The 21,835-nt window shown below is 72.5% G+C and carries 26 protein-coding genes and 1 riboswitch; of the genes, 10 read left to right on the forward strand and 16 right to left on the reverse strand.

The genetic code is table 11. The features are described from left to right. Positions 1-137 precede the first annotated feature (137 nt). From DEI93_RS11310 to DEI93_RS11325, 4 genes are all read left to right on the forward strand, one after another. Positions 138-668 carry a MarR family winged helix-turn-helix transcriptional regulator gene (locus DEI93_RS11310; RefSeq protein ID WP_309146556.1) on the forward strand — a complete coding sequence of 177 codons (531 nt, stop codon included), beginning with the start codon at positions 138-140 and terminating at the stop codon, positions 666-668. Then, positions 665-2,014 carry a cryptochrome/photolyase family protein gene (locus DEI93_RS11315; RefSeq protein WP_111049317.1) on the forward strand — a complete coding sequence of 450 codons (1,350 nt, stop codon included), beginning with the start codon at positions 665-667 and terminating at the stop codon, positions 2,012-2,014. The genes DEI93_RS11310 and DEI93_RS11315 overlap by 4 nt, the downstream gene beginning before the upstream one ends. Beyond that, positions 2,011-3,528 (forward strand): serine hydrolase domain-containing protein, encoded by a 1,518-nt coding sequence (locus DEI93_RS11320; protein ID WP_181435976.1) that lies wholly within the window; start codon positions 2,011-2,013, stop codon positions 3,526-3,528. The genes DEI93_RS11315 and DEI93_RS11320 overlap by 4 nt, the downstream gene beginning before the upstream one ends. A 100-nt stretch (positions 3,529-3,628) precedes the next feature. Then, complete coding sequence (locus DEI93_RS11325) at positions 3,629-4,330, forward strand: TetR/AcrR family transcriptional regulator (RefSeq protein ID WP_111119226.1); 702 nt, start codon at positions 3,629-3,631, stop codon at positions 4,328-4,330. Here DEI93_RS11325 and DEI93_RS11330 read toward each other — a convergent pair. From DEI93_RS11330 to DEI93_RS11340, 3 genes are all read right to left on the reverse strand, one after another. Beyond that, positions 4,320-4,934: a superoxide dismutase gene (locus tag DEI93_RS11330; protein ID WP_111009403.1), complete on the reverse strand. Its 615-nt coding sequence runs from the start codon at positions 4,932-4,934 to the stop codon at positions 4,320-4,322. The two genes, DEI93_RS11325 and DEI93_RS11330, sit on opposite strands and share 11 nt — an antisense overlap. Beyond that, positions 4,927-5,517 (reverse strand): flavin reductase family protein, encoded by a 591-nt coding sequence (locus DEI93_RS11335; RefSeq protein ID WP_111119225.1) that lies wholly within the window; start codon positions 5,515-5,517, stop codon positions 4,927-4,929. Before DEI93_RS11335 ends, DEI93_RS11330 begins: the two co-directional genes overlap by 8 nt. Positions 5,518-5,712: 195 nt before the next feature. Further along, the gene (locus tag DEI93_RS11340; RefSeq protein WP_111119224.1) at positions 5,713-7,236 is read right to left on the reverse strand and encodes an MFS transporter; all 1,524 of its coding nucleotides are present in this window, start codon (positions 7,234-7,236) and stop codon (positions 5,713-5,715) included. Between the two features lie 138 nt (positions 7,237-7,374). Between DEI93_RS11340 and DEI93_RS11345 the strand changes: the two genes are divergently transcribed. Together DEI93_RS11345 and DEI93_RS11350 are read left to right on the forward strand one after the other, a co-directional pair. After that, complete coding sequence (locus DEI93_RS11345; protein ID WP_111009400.1) at positions 7,375-7,923, forward strand: TetR/AcrR family transcriptional regulator; 549 nt, start codon at positions 7,375-7,377, stop codon at positions 7,921-7,923. Positions 7,924-7,989: 66 nt separating this feature from the next. Then, positions 7,990-8,160, forward strand: a complete 171-nt coding sequence (locus DEI93_RS11350; protein WP_181434856.1) for a hypothetical protein — start codon at positions 7,990-7,992, stop codon at positions 8,158-8,160. 167 nt (positions 8,161-8,327) lie between these two features. Here the strand turns inward: DEI93_RS11350 and ribH are convergent, their stop codons facing one another. The 3 genes from ribH to DEI93_RS11365 are packed head-to-tail and all read right to left on the reverse strand — an operon-like array spanning position 8,328 to position 10,092. Next, positions 8,328-8,807 (reverse strand): 6,7-dimethyl-8-ribityllumazine synthase, encoded by a 480-nt coding sequence (gene ribH / locus DEI93_RS11355; RefSeq protein WP_111009399.1) that lies wholly within the window; start codon positions 8,805-8,807, stop codon positions 8,328-8,330. Next, entirely contained in the window at positions 8,804-9,478 is a 675-nt protein-coding gene (ribB, locus tag DEI93_RS11360; RefSeq protein WP_111009398.1) for a 3,4-dihydroxy-2-butanone-4-phosphate synthase, read from the reverse strand. Before ribB ends, ribH begins: the two co-directional genes overlap by 4 nt. Further along, complete coding sequence (locus DEI93_RS11365; protein WP_111119223.1) at positions 9,475-10,092, reverse strand: riboflavin synthase; 618 nt, start codon at positions 10,090-10,092, stop codon at positions 9,475-9,477. Before DEI93_RS11365 ends, ribB begins: the two co-directional genes overlap by 4 nt. 71 nt (positions 10,093-10,163) lie before the next feature. Then, positions 10,164-10,301, reverse strand: a riboswitch (FMN riboswitch). Positions 10,302-10,407: 106 nt separating this feature from the next. Here DEI93_RS11365 and DEI93_RS11370 point away from each other — a divergent pair. Next, complete coding sequence (locus tag DEI93_RS11370; RefSeq protein WP_111027051.1) at positions 10,408-10,839, forward strand: GNAT family N-acetyltransferase; 432 nt, start codon at positions 10,408-10,410, stop codon at positions 10,837-10,839. 15 nt (positions 10,840-10,854) lie between these two features. On the opposite strand, the gene DEI93_RS11375 is transcribed toward DEI93_RS11370, so the two are convergent. The 3 genes from DEI93_RS11375 to DEI93_RS11385 form a co-directional block, all read right to left on the reverse strand. Further along, on the reverse strand, positions 10,855-11,391 hold the full coding sequence (locus DEI93_RS11375; RefSeq protein WP_111119222.1) for an Lrp/AsnC family transcriptional regulator: 537 nt from the start codon (positions 11,389-11,391) through the stop codon (positions 10,855-10,857). 75 nt (positions 11,392-11,466) lie between these two features. Further along, positions 11,467-12,111, reverse strand: a complete 645-nt coding sequence (locus DEI93_RS11380) for a hypothetical protein (RefSeq protein ID WP_111009394.1) — start codon at positions 12,109-12,111, stop codon at positions 11,467-11,469. A 38-nt stretch (positions 12,112-12,149) separates the two neighbouring features. After that, positions 12,150-12,530 carry a DUF5997 family protein gene (locus tag DEI93_RS11385; RefSeq protein WP_111009393.1) on the reverse strand — a complete coding sequence of 127 codons (381 nt, stop codon included), beginning with the start codon at positions 12,528-12,530 and terminating at the stop codon, positions 12,150-12,152. 43 nt (positions 12,531-12,573) lie between these two features. Between DEI93_RS11385 and DEI93_RS11390 the strand changes: the two genes are divergently transcribed. Next, a complete protein-coding gene (locus DEI93_RS11390) occupies positions 12,574-13,332 on the forward strand; it encodes a LysR family transcriptional regulator substrate-binding protein (protein ID WP_181435975.1) in 759 nt (252 codons plus the stop codon). 4 nt (positions 13,333-13,336) lie between these two features. Here the strand turns inward: DEI93_RS11390 and DEI93_RS11395 are convergent, their stop codons facing one another. From DEI93_RS11395 to DEI93_RS11405, 3 genes are all read right to left on the reverse strand, one after another. Continuing rightward, positions 13,337-13,993, reverse strand: a complete 657-nt coding sequence (locus DEI93_RS11395; protein WP_111119220.1) for a DNA-3-methyladenine glycosylase I — start codon at positions 13,991-13,993, stop codon at positions 13,337-13,339. Between the two features lie 192 nt (positions 13,994-14,185). Continuing rightward, on the reverse strand, positions 14,186-14,545 hold the full coding sequence (locus DEI93_RS11400; protein WP_220035630.1) for a hypothetical protein: 360 nt from the start codon (positions 14,543-14,545) through the stop codon (positions 14,186-14,188). Between the two features lie 28 nt (positions 14,546-14,573). Beyond that, on the reverse strand, positions 14,574-16,253 hold the full coding sequence (locus tag DEI93_RS11405; protein ID WP_111027053.1) for a sodium:solute symporter family protein: 1,680 nt from the start codon (positions 16,251-16,253) through the stop codon (positions 14,574-14,576). Positions 16,254-16,490: 237 nt separating this feature from the next. Here DEI93_RS11405 and aroQ point away from each other — a divergent pair, with 237 nt between their 5' ends. Further along, positions 16,491-16,931, forward strand: coding sequence for a type II 3-dehydroquinate dehydratase (aroQ, locus tag DEI93_RS11410; protein ID WP_111119219.1), 441 nt, complete (start codon positions 16,491-16,493; stop codon positions 16,929-16,931). A gap of 336 nt (positions 16,932-17,267) precedes the next feature. Here aroQ and DEI93_RS11415 read toward each other — a convergent pair whose 3' ends face one another. Both DEI93_RS11415 and DEI93_RS11420 read right to left on the reverse strand, forming a co-directional pair. Beyond that, entirely contained in the window at positions 17,268-18,263 is a 996-nt protein-coding gene (locus DEI93_RS11415; RefSeq protein WP_111119218.1) for a hypothetical protein, read from the reverse strand. A gap of 535 nt (positions 18,264-18,798) precedes the next feature. Next, positions 18,799-19,404, reverse strand: a complete 606-nt coding sequence (locus DEI93_RS11420) for an NAD(P)H-dependent oxidoreductase (protein WP_111027055.1) — start codon at positions 19,402-19,404, stop codon at positions 18,799-18,801. Positions 19,405-19,621: 217 nt separating this feature from the next. Between DEI93_RS11420 and DEI93_RS11425 the strand changes: the two genes are divergently transcribed. Beyond that, positions 19,622-20,110: an MSMEG_6728 family protein gene (locus DEI93_RS11425; protein WP_111013572.1), complete on the forward strand. Its 489-nt coding sequence runs from the start codon at positions 19,622-19,624 to the stop codon at positions 20,108-20,110. A 236-nt stretch (positions 20,111-20,346) separates the two neighbouring features. Here DEI93_RS11425 and DEI93_RS11430 read toward each other — a convergent pair whose 3' ends face one another. Both DEI93_RS11430 and DEI93_RS11435 read right to left on the reverse strand, forming a co-directional pair. Beyond that, complete coding sequence (locus DEI93_RS11430) at positions 20,347-20,607, reverse strand: hypothetical protein (protein ID WP_146244014.1); 261 nt, start codon at positions 20,605-20,607, stop codon at positions 20,347-20,349. 88 nt (positions 20,608-20,695) lie between these two features. After that, positions 20,696-21,835, reverse strand: a complete 1,140-nt coding sequence (locus DEI93_RS11435) for a cysteine desulfurase family protein (protein WP_111119217.1) — start codon at positions 21,833-21,835, stop codon at positions 20,696-20,698.

Here is a 21,835-nt window from a genome sequence, read left to right on the forward strand (position 1 = left end):
AATGTGATTGCAGGACACTCTTGGGTGCAAGGGAGGAGGGCGGCCACCACGCCTCTGGTGGCCGCCCTTCGTCGTGTCCGAGCCGGTCGGGCGTCCGACCCCGTCGATACAGTTGGCGGAGGTCGGAAGGAGCCGCAGTGAGTGACACATCGAAGGCCGTCGCCGCGTGGGAGGCCCTGTTCCGCGCGCAGGTCACCGTGATGCGCAACCTCAACACCGCGTTCCCGTCGTCCGACATCTCGTTCAACGAGTACGACGTCTGCTACAACCTGTCCAAGCAGCCCGGACGGCGCCTCCGGATGCGGGACCTGACCGGCCAGCTCCTGCTGACCCAGCCGAGCATCAGCCGCCTCGTCGAACGGCTGGCGGCCCGCGGCGTCGTCGAGAAACTCCCCGATCCGACGGACGCCCGCGGCGTGATCGTCGCGTTGACGACACACGGCTTCGACCTCTACCGCACCGTGGCGAAGCAACACGCCGCCACCATCGCCGAGCAGGTCGGCGCCGGACTCGACGACGACGAGCTGGGCGAGCTCGAACACCTGTGCACGAAGCTGCGCACGGCCGCCGCTGCCGCCACCGACGGCACCACGGCGCACCCGGCGCTCCGCGCGAACCCGGACCCGTCGGCCTCCGATCTGGCCTCCGACACCGTGCCGAGCGTGTGAGCGGCGCGCTCGTCTGGCTGCGGGACGACCTGCGCCTCCACGACAACCCCGCCCTGCACGCCGCCGTCACGGCCGGCGGCCCGGTCACCGTGGCGTACGTCCTCGACGACCAGTCGGAGGGCCTCCGTCCGTTCGGTGGCGCCGCGCGCTGGTGGCTGCACGGGTCGCTCGCCGCGCTCGACGCCGACCTCCGGGCCCGCGGGAACCGCCTCGTCCTGCGCCGGGGTGCCGCGGCCACCGTGATCGACGAGCTCGTGCGCGACACCGCGGCGGACACGGTCCTCTGGAACCGTCGGTACGGCGCCGCGGAACGCGCGATCGACACGGGGATCAAGCAGTCGCTCACCGACCGCGGTCACGTCGTGCACAGCGCGGCGGCGGCGCTGCTCTGGGAGCCGTGGACGCTCGCCACCGGCCAGGGCCAGCCCTACCGGGTGTTCTCGCCGTTCTGGCGCGCGGCGCAGGCGATGCCGACACCCCGCGAACCGCTCCCGCGGCCCGTGACGGTGCCGGCCGGGCCGTCTGTGGCGAGCGACGCCCTCGACGACTGGGGTCTGCTGCCGACCCGACCGGACTGGGCAGGCGGCCTGCGTGCGACCTGGACCCCCGGCGAGGCCGGAGCCGCGGCCCGGTTCCGCCACTTCCTCGAGCACGGTCTCGAGGACTACGACCAGCGTGACCAGCCGTCGGCCGACGCCGCGAGCGGACTGAGCCCGCACATCCGCTGGGGCGAGATCAGCCCGTACCAGCTCTGGCACCGTCTGCACGGCGAGCTCACGCCCGCGCAGCGTCGGCAGGCGCCGTCGTTCCTCCGACAGCTGGCCTGGCGCGAGTTCAACTGGCACGAGCTGTACCACGAGCCGGACATGGCGACCGTGAACGTCCGCCCCGAGTTCGACGCCTTCCCGTGGCGCTCTGCGTCGTCCGACGAGCTCGACCGCTGGCGGTACGGCCGCACCGGCATCGACCTCGTGGACGCCGGCATGCGGGAGCTCTGGCACACCGGCGCGATGCACAACCGCGTTCGCCTGGTCGTCGGGAGTTTCCTCGTCAAGAACCTGCTCGTGGACTGGCGCGTCGGCGAGCAGTGGTTCTGGGACACCCTCGTCGACGCCGACTCCGCGAACAACGCCGGCAACTGGCAGTGGGTGGCCGGTTCCGGGTTCGACGCCGCCCCCTTCTTCCGCGTCTTCAACCCGCAGCTCCAGGCGGACAAGTTCGATCCCCACCGGAGCTACATCCGGCAGTGGATCCCGGCGGACGAGGTCCGGCCGGAACCGATGGTCGACCTCAAGTCGAGCCGCGCCCGAGCCCTCGACGCCTACCAGCAGATGCGGGCCGTGTGACCAGCGCATCCTCGTCGGACGCCGCTCCCGGCGGCGCCGCCTCCGCCAGGGCTCCACGACCCGCGGACCGACTCCCCGCGGACGTCCTGAGCCGCATCGACGACCTGTTCCGGCAGCGTGTGGAGCGCGGTGTCGCGCCGAGTAGCGCGTGGGGCGTGTTCGACCGCCAGGGCCTCGTCGCCAGTGGCGGCCACGGGGACCGCGGTGACGGACGAGCGCCCGACCATGACACGGCGTACCGGATCGCCTCGTGCACGAAGAGCGTCACCGCCGCGGCCCTGCTGCTCCTCGCCGAACGGGGCCTGCTCGACCTCGACGACCCGGTGACCGCGTTCGTGCCCGCGTTCGCGTCGGTCGCACTGCCCCGCCCGGACGCCCCCGTCCCGACGCTGCGGATGCTGCTGACGATGTCCGCCGGGTTCCCGACCGACGACCCCTGGGCCGACCGGCAGGAGTCCCTGTCCGACGACGCGTTCGACGGCGTGCTCCGCGGCGGCCTGCTCTTCGACCGGGTGCCGGGAACGGGCTTCGCCTACTCGAACCTCGGTTACGCACTGCTCGGCCGTGTCGTGGCGCGGGTGAGCGGTCGGCCGTACCAGCGCTTCGCGACCGAGGAGCTGCTCGACCCGCTCGGGCTCACCCGGACGGCGTTCACCGCGCCCGACGGGGCCGCGCTCGCGTCCGGGTACCGATCTGGCCCGGACGGCTGGGAACGGCTGCCGTTCTCCGGCCCGGGTGCGTTCTCGAGCATCGGCGGTCTGTTCTCGACGGTCACGGACCTCGCGGCGTGGGCGCGGTTCCTGGCCGCCGCGTTCGACGGCATCGGCGTCGGGACGACCGGGGCGGCGCCGTGGTCCGGGTCGGCGCCACTGTCGGCAGCCGACCGTCGTGCCATGCAGCAGGCGTCACGGACGATCCCGGGCGGGACGGGCCTCCCGGGTCTGCGGGATCGCCCTGCCGGGTACGGCTTCGGGCTGTTCGTCGAACAGGACCCGGTCGTCGGGACGATCGTGTCGCACTCGGGCGGCTACCCGGGCTTCTCCGCACACATGCGATGGAGCACGGCCGACGGCGTCGGCGTGGTCGCGTTCGAGAACGCGACCGGGGCTCGGGTGCCGATGGCCGCGACGGAGGCGCACGACCTCCTGCTGTCCGCACGACCCGCACCCCCTGCGGACCCGGTGCTCGACGTGACGCGACGCGCGCAGGCGGCCGTGACGCGCCTCCTGGCCGACGGGTTCCCCGACGACCTCGCCGACGCGGTGTGCACACCGAACGTCGCGATGGACGTGCCCTACGAACGCCGCCGTGCAGCCGTCCGGGAGGCCCTGTCCGCGTCCGGCGCGGACCTCGCGGCCCGCCCCGTGCGCGAGGAGACGCGGTCACCCACGCACCTGGTGTGGTGGCACCCGGGGAGCACCGGTCTGCTGCGGGTCGAGATCCGTCTCGCTCCGATCGCGGCCGGACTCGTGCAGACGCTCACGGTCCGGGTGGAGGACGCACCTGCGGTCTGACCGGCTGCGGACGCCTGTGGAACGTGCACGGGCGCACGACCACCTCCGGTAGCATTCCACATGCCAGTCGACCTCGACGACACCGGAGGACAGGACCGCCGTGCGACGCAGACCCGATCCCAGCATCAAGCCCGCGATCGTCGAACGCGTCGCCGCGCATCTGCGGGCCACACCGATCGAGGCCGTCACGCTGCGCGGCGTGGGTCGGGCCCTCGGCACCAGCGCGTACCCGCTCGTGTACCACTTCGGATCCCGGGACGCCTTGGTGGACGCCGTGGTGGAGCACCTCGAGCGGACGTGCGACCACGTGGAGCTCGATTCCGCCGCGACGCCGACGGACCTCCGCAGCTGGTTCCGGGAGCAGTTCGGCAACCTCGGCGATCCCGATCGGTACTTGGCCGCGCGGTTGACGTTCGAGCTCGGCGCGACCGAGCCGCTCCGCGGCGGATGTCGGCACCGCCCGCGGCACGACCGCCAGGTCGCGTCCGTCGTCGCGTGGTGCCGGCATCACGACGTCACTGATCCCGAGCGACGGGGGCGCGAGGCCGTCCTGTACGCGCGGGGCGTGCAGTGGGGCGGGGTGCTCGACGGCGACCAGCAGGCGGCGGACCAGGCGCTGCACCGGATCGCACGCACGTTGGCCCTCGCCGCCGGACGTGCCGATGCGGCGGTGGGGCCGATCGACACCACGGGGCCGGACGCCGAGCACGACGAAGGCCGCCCCGAACGGGGCGGCCTCCGTGTCGAACCTGATCGCGATCGCGGCGTCGTGCCGGACCGCGACGGTCAGGTCAGAGCGTGACGAACGACTGCGCCTTGGCGTTGGCGAAGCGCGCGGCGACGTTCTCCCAGTCGACGATGTTCCACACGGCCTTGACGTAGTCCGCCTTGACGTTGAGGTAGTCGAGGTAGAACGCGTGCTCCCACATGTCGAGCATGAAGATCGGGACGAGCCCGAACGGGATGTTGCCCTGCTGGTCGAACAGCTGGAACGTCGTGAGCTGCTGCCCCACGATGTCCCAGGCGAGCACCGACCAGCCCGAGCCCTGGATGCCCGTGGCGACCGCGGAGAACTGGGCCTTGAACTGGTCGAACGAGCCGAAGAACTCGTCGATCGCCGCGGCGAGCTCACCCTCGGGCACCTTCGTGTCCGGGCCGAGGTTCGTCCAGAAGATCGAGTGGTTCACGTGGCCACCGAGGTTGAACGCCAGGTCCTTCTCGAGCTTGTTGACGTTCGCGAGGTTGCCCGACTCACGGGCCTCACCGAGCTGCTGCAGGGCGGTGTTCGCCCCCGCCACGTAGGTCGCGTGGTGCTTGTCGTGGTGGAGCTGCATGATCTTGCCGCTGATGTGCGGCTCGAGCGCGGCGTAGTCGTACGGCAGTTCCGGAAGGGTGTACTCAGCCATCGGATGTCCTTTCGTGTTGGGTTGGACGTGCGGGTCCCGCGGCCGGATGGACCAGCCGGGAACGATCGGTGAGGGAGTGGAACTCCCGGTTGTGGTAGACGAGCGGCTCACCCTGCTCGAGGCCGAGCACGATGTCGAGCACCTCGGCGACGACCACCGTCGAGCTGCCGATCGGCGTCGTCGAGAGCGGACGGCACCGCAGGACCGATGCCGCCGCGGGCAGGTACCAGTCGCCGGAAGGCAGGCGCTCCCAGATGCCCGGCTCGTCGACGGACGGACTCCCCGTGGAGGCGAAGCGCCGGGCGAGCTCCACGCCGCCCGCGTGCATCAGGTGGACCACGAACAGCGGCGCACCGAGCACCGCACCCGCCGACCCGGAGTTCGTCGACAGCGAGAACACGAGGACGGGCGGGTCGACCGCCACCGACGCCACCGACGAGGCCGTGAGCCCGGTCGGACCGTCCGGTGTGTCCGCCGTGATGACCGCGACCCCCGCAGGGTGTCCGCGGAACGCCGCCTTGTAGGCGTCGGTCAGGTCACCCGGGGTGCCGGGCACGAACTGGGGGGCGTCGACCTGGGGCATCAGTCGGGGCTCGTTCTCTTCCTCTTCGGGCGCGACCCGTCAGGGCCACGTCCCAACGTAGGACTTCGAGCGCCGTTGAGGTCAAGATCCACAGCATTCGCGTGCGGTCGGGCGTGGCACGGGCGGCCGAGGCGTCCACCGGCGCGGCGGGCGCGACCGGCGCGGCTGGCCCGACCGGCGCGGCGGGCGCGAGGGTCAGCGGACGCGCCGGAGCGTGAACCACGCGCCGACCGCAGCTGCGACCATGAGCACCGCGGCGACGCCGGCGGTCGTCGTGACGCCCGAGTCGAACGCGGCGCGCGCCGATGCGAGCAGCTCAGCGCCCGCGTGGCCGCCGAGGGACCGCGCGGCGGCGACCGCCCCGCCGAGCGTCTGGGCGGCGGCGACGTGCTCGGTCGATGACAGCCCCGCCGGCACGACGACGTGCGCGCGGTACGCGGCGGCGAGCACGGTCCCGAGCACGGCCGTGCCGAGCACGGCGCCGATCTCGTAAGCCGTCTCCGACAGCGCCGACGCCGCACCCGACTTCGCGGCGGGCACCGTCGACACGATGAGGTCGTTCGTCACGGTCTCGGACGCGCCGATCCCGACGCCCAGGAGCACGTACGCCACGGCGAGCGCCCGGATGTCCGCACCGTGTCCGAGCGCGGCGACCAGGGCGTACGCGGCGGCCGAGGACAGCAGCGACACCGCGACCACCCATCGCGGAGCGATCCGGGCGACGACCGGGACGACCACGAGCCCGGCGACGACCGACAACACCGTGCCCGGCAGCAGGACGAGTCCGGCGGTGAACGGGTCGAGCCCGGCGACGAGCTGCAGGTGCTGCGAGATGAAGTACAGGAACCCCGTGAGCGAGAACATCGCCGTCATGTTCGTGACGATGCTGCCCGTGAACGGCACGCTGCGGAACAGCCGGACGTCGAGCATCGGCACACGCGCGGTGAGCTGGCGCCGGACGAAGGCGACGCCGCAGACGACCCCGACCGCGAGTGCGGCGAGCGCGGCACCCCGGGTGTCCGGATCGGCCAGCGACTTGATCGCCCACGCCGTCGGGGCGAGCGCCGCGAGCGACAACGCCATGCTCACGAAGTCCACGGGACCCGGAGCGGGATCACGGGACTCGGGCACGAGGAACGGCGCGGTGAGGAGCAGCAGGACGAGGATCGGCACGGCGAGGAGGAACACGCTCCCCCAGGCGAAGTGCGCGAGGAGGACGCCACCGACCAGGGGCCCGAGCGCGCCGCCTGCGGAGAACGTGCAGGACCACACCGCCAGCGCGAGGCGTCGCTCTGCACGGTCCTCGAACACGTTCCGGATGAGCGACAGCGTCGACGGCATGAGCATCGCGCCGAAGACGCCCATCGCGACCCGGGCGGCGACGAGCATCCAGGCATCGGTCGCGAACGCGGCGGCGACCGAGAACGCGGCGAAGCCCGTCGCGCCGACGAAGAGCAGGCGGCGGCGCCCCCACCGATCGCCGAGGCTGCCCATGACGACGAGGAGCCCAGCCAGGACGAGGGGGTACGCGTCGACCACCCAGAGCAGCGTGGTGGCGGCGGGGTGGAGGTCGGCGGAGATCGCCGGGAGCGCGAAGCTCAGCACGGTGTTGTCGACCGCGATGAGGAGCACGGGGAGCATGAGGACCGCGAGGGCGGCGAACCGTCGGGTGCGTGTCGACGCGGACGGACGGCGGACGGGGGCGAGGAGCAGGGACATCGGTGGTGCTTCCGGGACGGCGGTGGTGCTGCGCAGGCGACGGCATGCGTCGCGGCGAGGTTGACCGATCTACTGTACCGACCGGACGGTACATGCTGCAAACGCTGGCTCCCGCACCGCGCTCCCTAGACTGAGGAGATGACCAGCGCGCGGGACCGCATCCTCGACAGCTTCGTCGGCATCGTGTGCGACGACGGCGAGCGCGTCGCCACGCTCGATGCCGTCGCGGCCCGCGCTGGGGTGTCGAAGGGCGGACTGCTCTACCACTTCGGGTCCAAGGCGGCGCTCGTCGCGGGCCTGTGCGAGCGGCTCTCGGACCTCGGGGTCGCCGACGTCGAGCGGATGCGGGCGGCGACGGACGGCCCGGCGCGGTACTTCGTCCGCAACTGCGAGTTCGTCGGCAGCGAGCTCGACCTCGCACTCCTCGCCGCGTCACGGCTGCAGCAGGCCGGCTACGAGGAGGCCGGTCGCACCCTCGACGAGGTCGAGGGTGCCTGGCTCGCGGCGCTCGTCGACCACCTGGGCGACGTCCCCACGGCGCAGGCGATCAAGCTCATGGGCGACGGCCTGTACCACGCCGCGGCGCTCGGCGCGGTCGCGGGCGGGCGCTCCCGTGCCGAGGGTGTCGTGATGGAGGACATCCTCGGCGTCGTCGACCGACTCGTCGCCACCCGCCCCGGCGCCTGAACGACCGCGGCCGTCACCGGGGACTAGACTGGGCGTCGTTCAACCGCTCGTCACCGGAGGTACCTCGTGGGCCGCGTCTTCCTCGCCCTGTTCTCGATCGCACTGTTGGTCGTCGCGATCTACCTGTTCGGTGTCGCGTTCCAGGTCTCCAGCGGGCAGGGCTTCATCTTCTTCGGCGGCATCCTCCTGATGTGCCTGTCGTTCGGACTGCCGATCCACGCCTTCTCCAAGCGCTAGCGTTCCTCGACGGAACGGAACGGCCCCGCATCCCATCGGATGCGGGGCCGTTCGCCGTCCCGGCGACAGTGTCGAGCGCGTGCGGGGCGATTCGCCGTCCTGGCGACAGTGTCGAGCGCGTGCGGGGCCGTTCGCCGTCCCGGCGACAGCGGCCGGTCGCGGGTCGGTCAGGCGCGACGGTGGAGACCGCGCAGCGCCACGGCCGTCGAGACCGCCGCGTGCAGCGCCTCGGCACCCTTGTCCTCCTTCGAGCCGGGCAGCCCGGCACGGTCCAGCCCCTGCTGCTCGTCGTCGAGGGTGAGCACCCCGAAGCCGACGGGCTTGCCCGTGTCGAGCGCGACCCGGACCAGGCCGCTCGTCGCGGCATCCGACACGTACTCGAAGTGCGGTGTGCCGCCACGGATCACGACGCCGAGGGCGACCGCCGCGTCCGCCCCGGCCACGAGCGCGGCCTTCGCCACGACCGGCAGCTCGAAACTGCCGGGGACGTGGATCACCTCGGTGCTCGCCCCGAGCCGCTCGGCCTCACGCAGGGCGCCCTGGAGGAGCCCCCCGGCGATCGTCTCGTGCCAGCGCCCGGCGACGATCGCCACGTGGACTCCCGTTCCGTCGACCTCGTCGCGCTCGGCCGCTCCTGCTCCGCTCATCCGTCCTGTCCTCTCCGGGACCGTCCGGCCCCGTCCCGCGCCGTCAGCCACGCGCTGAGCTCGGCGATCGTGATGACCGGGACGCCTTCGCGCGCCCCGAGTTCCAGCAGCGCCGGCAGGCGCATCATCGCGCCGTCGTCGCCGACGATCTCGCAGATCGCTGCGGCAGCGCGGAGGCCGGCCGCCGTCACGAGGTCGATCGCCGCTTCGGTGTGCCCCGGGCGCTCGCGGACGCCGCCGGGACGTGCCCGGAGCGGGACGACGTGACCCGGTCGGTGGAGGTCCCCGCGCTGCGATCGCGGATCGGCGAGCACGCGGAGGGTCCGTGCACGGTCGGACGCCGAGATGCCGGTCGTGATCCCCGCGGCGGCGTCGACCGTCACCGTGTAGGCGGTGCCGCGGACGTCCTCGCTCCGCTCGACCATCGGCGGCAGGTCGAGGGCGTCGGCGATCGCGGCGCTCACCGGCGCGCAGATGAACCCGGACGAGTGCCGCACCGTCCACGCGATCCACTCCGGTGTCGCGAGTTCCGCGGCGAGGACGACGTCGCCCTCGTTCTCACGCTGCTCGTCGTCCGCCACGATGACCGGGCGGCCGGCGATGAGCGACCGGAGGGCCTCCTCGACCGACGCGAGCCCCGCCGGCGGTGCGTCGGCGCCGGTGGCGGTCATCGTGCCTCCAGGCGGAGCATGCGGCGGACGTGCCGGGCGAGCACGTCCGTCTCGACGTTCACACGGTCGCCGGTGCGCAGGGCGCCGAGCGTCGTGGCGGCGAGGGTCTCCGGGATGAGCGAGACCTCGAACCACGCTGCGTCCGGGGCGACGGCCTCGTCCGACACGGCGCTGACGGTCAGGCTGACGCCGTCGAGGGCGACGGACCCCTTGTCGACGACGAGGGGCGCCAGTCCCGGGGTCAGGGCGAAGCGGACCCGTCGCCAGCCGTCGCCGTCCTCGGTGGCGAGCACGGTGGCCGTCCCGTCGACGTGCCCCTGCACGATGTGACCGCCGAGTCGGTCGCCGACGCGCGCCGCCCGCTCCAGGTTCACGCGGTCACCGGCCCGCAGGCCGCCGTGCACGCTCATGTCGAGCGTCTGCCGCATGACGAACGCCGTGAACGACGACGCGTCGTGTTCCACGATGGTCAGGCAGACGCCGCTCACCGCGATCGAGTCGCCGTGCCGGACGCCCTCGACCGCGACGGGGCCGGTGACGGTGAGCGCGATGGAGTCCCCGCGGTCCTCCACGCGGTCGACGTGGCCGAGTTCCTCGATGATGCCCGTGAACACTGGTGTCCTGTCTGTGTGACTCCGGAGGGTTCCACGGGAGGACGCCACGGACGGCCCACGACGGTGGACCGCCCAGCGCTTCCTCCCGTCCGGACTCTCACCGTCGGTCCCGGAGTTCCACCGGGTCGACCGCGGTCGGACATCGGTCCGCCCGCAGCTCGTGGACTGTCACCACCGGTTCGGAATTGCACCGACCCCGGAGCGCTGTACGTGGACGGAACATTACCGCACCGGTCCCGCCCGTAGAGTGGACGACGGCCGCCACCCGGAGCGGCCGGTTCGCATCGCCCCACGACGGGCGGCAGGAAGGACACCGTGGCCTCGATCTTCAGCGCCCCGACCCGCAACCTCGACGTCGTCACGCTCCACGAGATCCTGCGGCTGCGGCAGGACGTGTTCGTCGTCGAGCAGGAGTGCGCCTACCCGGACATCGACGGCCGCGACCTCGAGCCCGGGACCGTGCAGTGGTGGAGCGGCAACGGATCGGTCGACGCCACGCTCCGGGTGCTCCACGAGCCGGACGGCACCGAGCGCATCGGCCGGGTCGCCACCGCCCGCGGTGCGCGGGGCACGGGGCTCGCGTCGGAGCTCATCCGCGCCGCGATCGACTCGTGCCGCAGCGGCAGCATCGCCATCGACGCCCAGTCCCACCTGCGCGACTGGTACGCCCGGTTCGGCTTCGTGCAGACCGGTGACGAGTTCATCGAGGACGGCATCCCGCACGTCCCGATGACGCTGACGCGCTGACGCGCTGACGCGTCGCTACGCCTGCCAGCGCCGGAGTTCCCCGAACGAGCGCGCCTGCCGGGGTCGCTCGGCGACGAGCCGCTCGAACACGATGTTCGTCTGCGTCGTCGCGACGGACGGGTCGCCGCTCAGCTCGTCGGCCACGAAGTCCCGCAGCTGCTCGGTCGAGGTGCACGCGATGTGCACGAGGAAGTCCTTGTCGCCGGCGAGGAACGACACGTCGAGCACGACCGGGATCGCGAGCAGTCGTTTGGCGAACTCCCGGAGTTCTCGACGTGCCGCGGCGTGGACCCGCACGGAGACCATCGCCTCGATCGCGAACCCGAGGCGTGCGATGTCGACGTCGGCGCGGTACCCGCGGATGATGCCCGCCTGCTCCAGGGCCCGGACCCGGGTCAGGCAGGTGGACGGAGCGACGCCGACCTCGGCCGCCAACCGGTTGTTGGGGATCCGAGCGTCGGACGCCAGGACCCACAGGATGCGCTCGTCGACCTCGTCGAGGCGGACGGACCAGCTGTCGGCGCGGGTGGCCGGAGTCGAACGATCGAACACGCGCGGGCCTCCTGGTCGAATCATCCGTCGATGGTGTCCCTGATCGTCGCACGACGGGGCAGCCGGCACCACCCGTCACATCATGAGCGTCATGCCGACGACCGCGACCGTCATCGCGAAGACCTCGCCGCTCCGCACCGCACGGCGGTCCTCCCGGCCCCACTCGTACCGCAGCAGCCACCCGCTGAACGCGCAGTACCCCACGACCCCCGCACCGAGCACCGCCGTGAGGACGAGCGTGTGCGCCATCGGATCGGCCGACGCGGCACCCAGCACCGCCGACGCGGTCGAGCCGTGCCCGGCCCCGCTCGTCGTGACGCCGCTCGCGCCGCTCGATCCGGCACCGCTCATCGCACCGCCCATCGCTCCACTCATCGCACCGAGCAGCAGCATCCCCGCCATGACGACCGCGGAGAGCGCCCGGTGCACGTCCATCGGGTCCGCGCGCCGGGCCTCCCGGCCGTCCTCGGCCCGTCCTGGTGCGCCGGCCGCCCGAGCGCGCGACCCGATGACCGGGAGGGGCGCCACGAGCAACAACGCCGCCCCGGCCACGAGGGACCAGCCGGTCCCCACGCCGAACGCCGGGAGCAGCATGGCCACGAGCATCACCAACGCCGGTACGACCACCGCCGGCCGAGGCCGGTACCGGTCGCCGACGACGCAGCAGACCGACGCGAACTGCGGCACCACGAGCATGGCGGTCGCGATCGGGTCGTGCACCAGGAGGCCTCAGCGGCTCGGCAGTCGGGGGTGCGGGGTCAGCGCGTCGCGGCCCGTGCGGCTCGCTGCTCCTTGACGCGGGTGTTCTCGGCACGCACCGCGGCCTGGGTCGCACGCTCGCGGACGAGCCACTCGGGCATCTCCTGCAGGAGCGCCTTGATCTCGGCCGTCGTCAGCGCGTCGTCGACACCGGCGCGCGCGAGTCCCGAGACCGACACGCCGAGCTTCGCGGCGACGACCGGCCGGGGGTGCGGACCCTCGCGCCGGAGCTCCGCGAGCCACTCCGGCGGCTCGGCCTGCAGCGCCTCGAACGTGGAGCGCGACACCGGCGCCGAGCGGAACGACTCGGGCGCCGCGGACACCAGGATGCCGAGCTTCTTCGCGGCCGTCTCCGGCTTCATCGTCTGTTCCTGCGCCATGCCCACCAGGGTACGGGACCCGCCCCGGTCCTATGCTCGACGCATGCCCGGAACCCTCACCGTCGCGTTCGTCCCGGGCGTCTCCCCCGCACGGTGGGCACGGGTGTGGCGGGAGCGGATGCCGGACGTCGAACTCGTGCTCCGCGCGGTCGGCGCCGACGAGGTCGACCGGGCGCTCGACGGCGACGCCGACATGTGCTTCGCCCGGCTCCCCGTGACCGAGGGTCTGCGCGCGATCCCGCTGTGGACGGAGACGCCGGTCGTCGCCGCTCCGAAGGACTCCGAGTTCGCCGAGGTCGACAGCGTCACCGAGCGCGACCTCGTCGGGATGACCCTGCTCGGCGGCGGCCCGGTTCCGGACGACCTCGACGGCACGCTCGATCTCGTCGCCGCGGGCGTCGGCCTCGCTGTGCTGCCTCAGTCCCTGTTCCGTACGGCGAGCCGCCGCGACCTCGTCGCCCGTCCGCTCGTCGACGTCGAGGGGACGCGCGTCGCGCTCGTCTGGCGCGACGCGGACGCCTCCCCGGTGACGGACGAGTTCATCGGCATCGTCCGAGGGCGCACCGCGAACAGCTCCCGCGGGCGGGACGCCGCGGACGTGCGTGACGCGGACGGCACGGACGGCCGGCAGACCCGCGGTCGCGTCAGCAGCGACGGCCGGGAGGCCCGCGGTCGCCCCGGTGCCGACGGCCGGGAGGCGCGGCGCGGCTCCGGCAACGAGTCCAACGGCCGCCCCGGCACGGCCGGCGGCCGCGGTCGGACCGCCCGCCCGACGCGCGGACGTCCGAGACGAGGGCGCTGAACGGTCAGGCCGGCCAGACACCGGAGCTGCCGCGACGGTGGCTGCCCACGAGGTGGGTGTCGACGATCCCGACGGCCTCCATGAGCGCGAACATCGTCGTGGGACCGACGAACGCGAAGCCCCGCTTCCGCAGGGCCTTCGCGAGCGCGACCGACTCCGGGCTCGTGGTCGGGACCTCGGCGACGCTCCGGGGCGCGGGTGTCGTCTCGGGCCGGAAGGACCACACGAACTCGGCCAGACCGCCCTCGTCGCGGAGGGCGATCGTCGCGTTCGCGTTCGTGATCGTCGCGAGCACCTTCGCGCGGTTCCGGACGATGCCCACGTCGGCCATGCAGCGGGCGACATCGGCCTCGCCGAAGGACGCCACCACGTCCGGGTCGAAATCCGCGAATGCACGTCGGAACGCCGGTCGCTTCGCCAGGACCGTGCGCCAGCTCAGGCCGGACTGGAACGCCTCGAGGCTCAACCGTTCGTAGAGGCCGCGCTCGTCCCGGACGGGCATCCCCCACTCGGTGTCGTAGTACTCGCGCAGCAGCGGATCGGTCGCCGCCCACCGGGGGCGTGCCAGGCCGTCCTGGCCGCGGACGAGGTCGGGAACGACGCTCCGCGCATCGGCGGGCACGGGCACGGGCACGGGGTCGGCGGGCGTCGGATCGGTCATGTGCCGATCCTCCCGGCCCCCACCGACAGGTGCCCGGCGCCGGCCGGGGGCTGGCCCTCGGCAGCGGAGGACGCGAGGAGCGGGTCGGGTGCGGCGCGTGGCGGTTCCGCGCCGCGCCTCCCGGCCGGGACACGACGGACGGGAGGGCCGTACCGGTGCCGGTACGACCCTCCCGTCGGGCGTGTGCGCGCGTCAGGCCAGCTCGTGGCCCTCGCCCGCGGCCTTCTCGACGTCCTCGCGCTCGAGGTTGCCGACGATGTCCTCCTCGGGCACCGGCGCCAGCCGGTCCCACAGGAAGAAGAGCAGCCCGAGGACGAGCATCGAGATGCCCGTCCACAGGTTGATCTGGATGCCGCCGGTCTTCTGACCGTCGGTCGCGTGGTGCGCGATGCCCGTCAGCGTGACGATGATCCCGTACAGGACGAACAGGCCCCCGAGGATGCGGCGCAGGTCGAACCGACGGGTGGACGTGACGTACTCGCGCTTCTCGGCGTCCGTCATCGGAGCGCCCTCGCCGCCGGGAGCGGTGCCCGGCTTGTTGGTCTCACTCATGGTGATCTCCTTGTCGAATCAGGACGGTCTACAGGAACGGCAGGTACAGGAGCACGCACAGGACGAGCGCAGCCGTCCCGAGCAGTGCCGGCGACCGGTACCAGGCGGTGTCCGTCGCGACCGAGTCGCCGTGCAGGTCGATCTTGCCGATGCCGTACACCAGCCCACCGAGCTCACGCTCGTCCCGCGGCTTCGTGAACATGCTGATGAGGAACCCGAACACGAGCACCGTGACGAACGAGATGATCGCGCCGTAGAGGGTCTCGGCCGTGCCCGTCGCGAAGAGCTTCGGGTTGACGAGGTAGGCGATCCACGTGACGGTCGGCGCGATGATGCCCGCGATGTACGACCACAGCGCCGCCGAGGTCGTCATGCGCTTCCACAGCAGGCCGAGGATGAACACGGCGAACAGCGGCGCGTTGAAGAACGAGAACAGCGTCTGCATGTACGTCATGATGTTCTGCGCCTGCGCGGCCAGGAACGCCGTCGCGATGCCGATGAGCACACCGACGATCGTCACCCAGCGCCCGGTCTTGAGGTAGTGCACGTCCGGCATGTTCGGCTTGATGTAGCGCTGCCAGATGTCGTAGGTGAAGACCGTGTTGAAGCTCGACACGTTCGCCGCCATGCCGGCCATGAAGCTCGCGAGCAGCCCGGTCACCGCGACGCCGAGCACGCCCGTCGGCAGGTACATCTGGATGAGCTTCGGGATCGCGTCGTTGTAGCTCAGCCCGGAGTGGTGCGCACCGGCGAGCTGGTTCCCGAGCGTCGCCGCGGCGATCAGACCCGGGATGACGACGATGAACGGGATGAACAGCTTCGGGAACGCCGCGATGAGCGGGGTCCGACGGGCGGCCGACATGTTCTTCGCCGAGAACGCGCGCTGCACCTCGGTGAAGTTCGTGGTCCAGTACCCGAAGCTCAGCACGAAGCCGAGGCCGAGCACGATGGCGAGCCAGTTCGCCCCGATCGGGTTCGTCGTGTGCCCGATCGCCGTGCCCGCCCAGGTGGACAGGTGCCGCGCACCGTCGGTGTGCTCGACCGCCTTGGTGAGCCCGGACCAGCCACCGACACGGTGCAGGCCCACGATCGTCAGCGGGATGAGCCCGGCGATGATCACGAAGAACTGCATGACCTCGTTGTAGATCGCGCTCGAGAGCCCGCCGAGGGTGATGTACACGAGCACGAAGCCCGCGCTGACGATGATCGCGAGCCACTCGGGCCAGCCGAGCATCGCCTCGATGACGATCGCCATCGCGTAGAGGTTGATGCCCGCGATGAGGACGTTCGACACCGCGAACGCCAGGGCGTTGACGAGGTGCGGGGCCTTGCCGAACCGGCGGAGCATGAACTCCGGCACCGATCGCACCTTCGAGCCGTAGTAGAAGGGCATCATCACGAGGCCGAGGAACACCATCGCCGGCACCGCGCCGATGAGGTAGTAGTGCAGGGTCGCCATGCCGATCTGCGCGCCGTTCGCGGCCATGCCGAGGATCTCGGTGGCACCGAGGTTCGCGGAGACGAACGCCAGACCGGTGATCCAGGCGGGCATCGACCGGCCCGACAGGAAGAAGTCCATGCTCGTCCGGACCCGGCGACGGGCCGTGAAACCGATGCCGATGACCACCGCGAAGTACACGATGATCATCACGTAGTCGACCCAACTCAGATCGAGTTGGATCCCGTTCTGTCCTGCAGCGAGAACCATGTCAACTCCTCGTCGAAGTGCTTGCGGGGCGGGGCCCGGGGACGGGCTCGGGAGACGCACTCGATCGTGTCGGCGTGCCTCCGTGTGGGGGCGGGAGCGGCTCGGAGCCGATCCGACCCGGAACGTTACACCTCAGGGAACCGGGTGGAACTTCTCCGCCGACTCTCGGTTTCGATGCGTGTGACCGTTCACATCCGGTGAGGCGCACAGGATGGGCTCGGTCGTTATCCTCGGAGGATGCCCGCGCCCCGCATCCTGGTCCTCAACGGTCCGAACCTCGACATCCTGGGACGCCGTGATCCCGCGCAGTACGGCACGGTCACGCTGCAGGAGCTCGAGGACCTGGTGCGGACGACCGCGGAGCCGCTCGGACTCGAGGTCGCCTTCCGACAGAGCAACCACGAGGGCGAGCTCGTCACGTGGCTCCACGAGGCGCTCGACGACCACGCCGGCGTCGTCATCAACCCCGCTGCCTACGCCCACACGTCGGTCGCGCTGCACGACGCGGTCGAGGCCCTGACGGTGCCCGTCATCGAGGTCCACCTGTCGAACGTCTTCAAGCGCGAGCCGTTCCGCCACGTCGACCACGTCGCGACCGCGGCCACCGCCGTCATCGAGGGCGCCGGGGCCGACGGCTACCGGCTGGCCGTGCTCCACCTGGCGACGCTGCTCGGCTGACCGCGCTCGGCACCGCCCGCGCTGCCGGTCGACAACGCAGGAAACCGCCGCCGGGAGGGACGGGCGCGAGCCCGCACCGCGCCTCCCGTCCTGCGTTCTCATCGGAGCCGCGGCAGGCGGCAGGCGGCAGGACCGACTCGCGTCGACACCGCAGGACCCGCAGCCAGGAGGGACGGTGCGCGGCCGTACCGCGCCTCCCGTCCTGAGTTGTCGCCCCCGAGTCGCGGCGGGACGCGCGCGCGGGCGGTCGACACCGCAGGAACCCGCAGCCAGGAGGGGCGGGGCGCGGCCGCACCGCGCCTCCCGGCCGTCGGCCGTCCGCGATCGGCCGCCGACCTACGTCGCGGGGTCCATGGCGAACGGGGCGCTCGTCATCGTGTCGTCGGCCGTGTCGCGGTCGGCGTCGTCGGAGACGCCGGTCGCGATCGACACCACGACGCTGTTGTACGCGAACCGCTCGACACCGACCGGCCGGACGTCGAGGGCGACGGTGAACCCGAACGCGGCCCCGGCGGGGATCGGGACGGCCACGACGAAGTCCTCCGCGAATCCCTCCTCCGGGGCCACGGGACGTGGGGTGACGGTCGCGGCGCTCATCCCCAGCGCGGTGGCCGTCGCGCTGAAGGCGACGATGCGAGCCGCGGAGACCAAGGCGCCACCGGCGGGCAGCACGTCCGGCACGACCACCCGGACGACCGCGCCGGCAGGGGCGTCCGGTCCCGCGTTGCTGAAGGCCGTCGTCACGGAGTACGTCCTCCCGCTCTGCCAGAGCCACTGCTGGTGCTCGTCCAGGTACTCGAGCGGCCGTTCGACGAACGGCTGCCAGCCGCTCCCGGCAGCGTTCCCCACGTCGGTCACCGCGAGGTCCAGAACCGGCGTGGTCGTCACCTGCGCCACCGCGGGCGGCAGTCCCGCGACCGACGCGGTGAGCACGATGACCCCGGGGTCGAGCGATGCGACGAGGCCGGTCGCGGTGGCCTGTCCCGCCGCGTCCGTCACCGCCGTCGCGGTGGTGGTCCCCGGCGTGCCGAAGAACGCCGGTCCGGACACGCTGAAGACGACGGTCTCCCCTGGCGACGGGGTTCCGCTCCCGGAGAGCACCGTCAACATCGCGTCGGACAGCGCGTCGCCCGCGGGGCGCACCGATGCGCCGGTGAAGGCGAGGGTCGCAGTCGCTTCCGCACTCGCGGCAGCCGCCGGGGTCGCCACCACCACGCCGAGCGCAGGGACGGTCCACGCAGCCGCCACGACCACCGCCCGCCGCGGTAACGAGGACGGCGCAACCACCGCCTCCCGTCCGGTGCCGTCGTCGTCCGTGCTGCCCTGTCCCACCGTGGAGTCCCTCCTGCGGGCCGCGACCGACCCGACGACCGGACCATAGGCTCGCCAACCGTCCTGGCGCCGCTTCGGGACCCCCGTTCCACCACCGACGTCACCCCATGCCTCGAGGGAGGTCACCCGCAGGCCCGTCGACAACGCAGGAAACCGCCGTCGGGAGGGACCGCACCCGCCCGCACCGCACCTCCCGTTCCTGAATCACCGACACACCAGCCGCAGGACCGGCCCACGTCGACAACGCAGGAAACCGCCGTCGGGAGGGACCGCACCCGCCCGCACCGCACCTCCCGTTCCTGAATCACCGACCGCACCAGCCGCAGGACCGACCCACGTCGACAACGCAGGAACCCGCCGCCGGGAGGCACCGCACCCGCCCGCACCGCACCTCCCGTCCTGAATTGCCGACACACCGGGCCCGGTGGCCGCGGCCGGCAGCGACCGCGCCGCCGCCAGCGGGCCCGATGGGCTGGGTCGACGCGACGCGTCGGAAGGCTGCGCAGCAGAACGCCGCCCAGCGGAACGCGGCGCGTCAGAACTCGGCGGGCCGCCGCACGTCCGCTCCGGCGAGCGCACCGAGGCGCCCGCTGCGGACGATCGGGAGCGCCCGCTGCACGGCCTGGTCGATGCGCAACTCGAGCTCGACGCTGCGCAGCTCGTACGACCCCTCGTGCTTGACGAAGTCCCGCTCGTTCCCGAACACCCCGATCGGCAGCGTCGTCGACTGGAAGAACCCGAACAACGGCCGCATCTGGTGCTCCACGAGCAGCGCGTGCCGATCGCTGCCGCCGGTGGCCGTGAGCAGCACCGGGGTGTCGACGAGCTCGTACTGCCCGACCCAGTCGAAGAACAGTTTGAACGCTCCCGAGTACGCCGCTCGGAAGGCCGGGCTCCCGACGACGAGGACGTCGGCGGTCTCGACCGCCTCCAACGCAGCTCGTGTCGCCGCTGCCATGCTGTCGCGGGTGGGCGCGGCGCCGAGGTCGGCGAGCACGGGTCCGATCTCGACGACCGTGGTGCGGGCGTCCTCGAACTCGGCGGCGAACCGGTCCACGGTCGCGCGCACGAGCGTCGACGTCCGGGACGGGTCCGAGGGACTCCCGCTCACGCCGACGATCCGGGGGCTGCTGCTCGTCATGCGCCGATGCTCACACGCCCGGCCATGGACGAGCCGCGATGTGACGACATGTGTCGAGGAACGGTGACCGGCACGGCGCCGGATCGGACCGCCGCCAGCCCGATCGCGACAGGCGGTCCGGCCCCACTCCCGGTCCCCACCGACCGCTCGCGCGTAGCGTCGGTCGCGGTTCGGCGCGCCCCGGACCGCACCCACGACCGGGAGGCACGACCGCGGCATGCAGACCTTCCTGCCCTATCCGGACTTCCGTGCCTCGGCGGAGTCGCTCGACGACAAGCGCCTCGGGAAGCAGCGCGTCGAGACCCTGCAGGTGATGCGAGCGTTGACGTTGCCCGGGTACGGCTGGCAGCACCACCCGGTGGTCGCGATGTGGCGGGGCTTCCGACCAGCGCTCATGGCCTACCAGGACGCGACGTGCACGGTCTGGCTCGAACGGGGCTACGCCGACACGTGCCTCGGCAAGACGCTGATCGACCTCGGCCGGGTCGAGGAGGACCTCGAGGCGTACGAGCACGGCGACGTGACCATGCCGCCGTGGTTCGGGGACGAGGCCGTACACCGATCGCACCGCTCGAAGCTCGTGCAGAAGGCGCCGGAGTTCTACCGGGAGCGGTTCCCGGACGTGCCGGACGACCTGCCGTACACGTGGCCGGGCGAGACGGTCCGCGCGGAGGCGGCGCACACGCCCGAGGCCGACCTCGACTGACGCCGCTCCGCGGGCGGAGTACGCGCGGTCCGACGCCCGGGAACGGCAGAGCCGGCCCCGCCACGGTTCAGGGGGGTGTCGTCGTAGGGTCAGGGGTTCGTACGACGACGCCGTGGCGGAGCCGGCTGCCTGAGCGCGACCACGTGGGCCGTGCTCCCCGCCGGGCGCTCAGGGTGCGTCCGGCGGAACGCGTCGATGACCGATCAGGGGGTGGTCACCGGCGCGGGTCCGAGGTGTCAGGAAGTGCGGCGATCGCCTCCGAGGGGGTGGCGGGCCGGTTCGGCGGACATCGGGAGGACGGCGCTGCCGACCGTCGCCAGGATCCCGGCGACCGCGACGACCGCGAGCGGCACGAGTGTCAGCCCGTGCGCCGCACCGAAGCCGAGCGCGAGGATCGTCGCGGGGGCCGGCAGGAGCTGCACCGCGTGGAACCGGGAGGTCCGGGTCGCGGGGCGCAGCGCCGGACTCGCCAGTCGCTGCTCGCTCGTGTCCGTCATGTCCTCCATTGTGCGGACCCCGGGCTGTCCGCGGAAGGGGGGACACGCCCCCCGAGATGGAGTAGACCGTCTAGTACACCCCTCCGGGTCAGACGGCGAGGGCGCGGACCGTGTGGACGGCTGCCGCGATCGCGTCCACCACGGCGGCCGCGCCATCCGGCCCGAGGTGGTCGTCGAACGTGAACCGCACGGCGGTGCGAGCGACCTCCTCCGGCAGCCCGAGCGCCGCGAGCACGTGCGACGTCTCCGTGCTGCCGGCCGCGCACGCGCTGCCCGCCGACGCCAGGATCCCCTGCTGCTCCAGCTCGAGCAGCACCGTCTCGCCGTTCGTGCCCGGCAGGCAGAACGACGCGTGGCCCGGGAGGCGGTGCTCGCGCGACCCGGTCAGCACCGCGTCCGGTACGCGGTCCAGGACACCCGCGACGAGCACGTCCCGCGCCGACTCGGCGACCGCGGCAGCGCGCGCACGTCGCTCGAGCGCGAGTTCGAACGCCCGGGCCAGACCGACGGCACCGGCGACGTCCTCGGTGCCCGAGCGGACGCCACGTTCCTGCCCACCGCCGTGCAGGAGCGGCTCGATCGGGATCCCCCGACGCACCGCGAGCGCGCCGATCCCCTTCGGGGTGCCGAGCTTGTGTCCGGACACGCTGACCGCGTCCGCGCCGAGCACGTCGAGCCCGACGGGCAGCCACGGGGCGGACTGCACGGCATCGCTGTGCAGGGGTACGCCGACGGCGTGCGCGACCGCGGCGAGCGCCGGGATGTCCTGCACCGTGCCGATCTCGTTGTTCGCGTGCGCGACGCTGACCAGCGTGGTGTCCGGCGTGAGCGCGGCGGCCAGGTCGGCCGGGTCGAGCCTCCCGTCCGACCCCACCGGCAGGAGGTCGACGGTGAAGCCGTGGTGCCGTACCAGGTGGTCGCAGCTCGCGAGGACGGCGTCGTGCTCGGTCGGGAGGGTGAGCACCCGGCGACCGCGCGGCGCGGCGAGCGCGATGCCCTTGACCGCGGTGTTGTCGGACTCGGTACCGCCGCTCGTGAACACGACCTCGGCGGGTCGGCAGCCGAGCGCGCCGGCGACCACCGCCCGCGCCGCGGCGAGGCCCTGCGCGGCCCGGGCACCGACCTCGTGGGTGGACGAGGGGTTGCCGAAGTCGCCCGTGAGCCAGGGCCACATCGCCTCGAGGACCTCGCGGCGGACGGGCGCGGTCGCGGCGTGGTCGAGGTACAC

It is taken from the genome of Curtobacterium sp. MCBD17_035, from assembly GCF_003234815.2.
Lineage (GTDB): Bacteria > Actinomycetota > Actinomycetes > Actinomycetales > Microbacteriaceae > Curtobacterium.

Excerpts from the sequence above, each read along its gene's own strand:
- DEI93_RS11330 (WP_111009403.1), bottom strand. The coding sequence starts at position 4,934 with ATGGCTGAGTACACCCTTCCGGAACTGCCGTACGACTACGCCGCGCTC.
- DEI93_RS11335 (WP_111119225.1), bottom strand. The coding sequence starts at position 5,517 with ATGCCCCAGGTCGACGCCCCCCAGTTCGTGCCCGGCACCCCGGGTGAC.
- DEI93_RS11340 (WP_111119224.1), bottom strand. The coding sequence starts at position 7,236 with ATGTCCCTGCTCCTCGCCCCCGTCCGCCGTCCGTCCGCGTCGACACGC.
- DEI93_RS11345 (WP_111009400.1), top strand. The coding sequence starts at position 7,375 with ATGACCAGCGCGCGGGACCGCATCCTCGACAGCTTCGTCGGCATCGTG.
- ribH (WP_111009399.1), bottom strand. The coding sequence starts at position 8,807 with ATGAGCGGAGCAGGAGCGGCCGAGCGCGACGAGGTCGACGGAACGGGA.
- ribB (WP_111009398.1), bottom strand. The coding sequence starts at position 9,478 with ATGACCGCCACCGGCGCCGACGCACCGCCGGCGGGGCTCGCGTCGGTC.
- DEI93_RS11385 (WP_111009393.1), bottom strand. The coding sequence starts at position 12,530 with ATGGCGCAGGAACAGACGATGAAGCCGGAGACGGCCGCGAAGAAGCTC.
- DEI93_RS11390 (WP_181435975.1), top strand. The coding sequence starts at position 12,574 with ATGCCCGGAACCCTCACCGTCGCGTTCGTCCCGGGCGTCTCCCCCGCA.
- DEI93_RS11395 (WP_111119220.1), bottom strand. The coding sequence starts at position 13,993 with ATGACCGATCCGACGCCCGCCGACCCCGTGCCCGTGCCCGTGCCCGCC.
- DEI93_RS11400 (WP_220035630.1), bottom strand. The coding sequence starts at position 14,545 with ATGAGTGAGACCAACAAGCCGGGCACCGCTCCCGGCGGCGAGGGCGCT.
- DEI93_RS11405 (WP_111027053.1), bottom strand. The coding sequence starts at position 16,253 with ATGGTTCTCGCTGCAGGACAGAACGGGATCCAACTCGATCTGAGTTGG.
- aroQ (WP_111119219.1), top strand. The coding sequence starts at position 16,491 with ATGCCCGCGCCCCGCATCCTGGTCCTCAACGGTCCGAACCTCGACATC.
- DEI93_RS11420 (WP_111027055.1), bottom strand. The coding sequence starts at position 19,404 with ATGACGAGCAGCAGCCCCCGGATCGTCGGCGTGAGCGGGAGTCCCTCG.
- DEI93_RS11425 (WP_111013572.1), top strand. The coding sequence starts at position 19,622 with ATGCAGACCTTCCTGCCCTATCCGGACTTCCGTGCCTCGGCGGAGTCG.
- DEI93_RS11430 (WP_146244014.1), bottom strand. The coding sequence starts at position 20,607 with ATGACGGACACGAGCGAGCAGCGACTGGCGAGTCCGGCGCTGCGCCCC.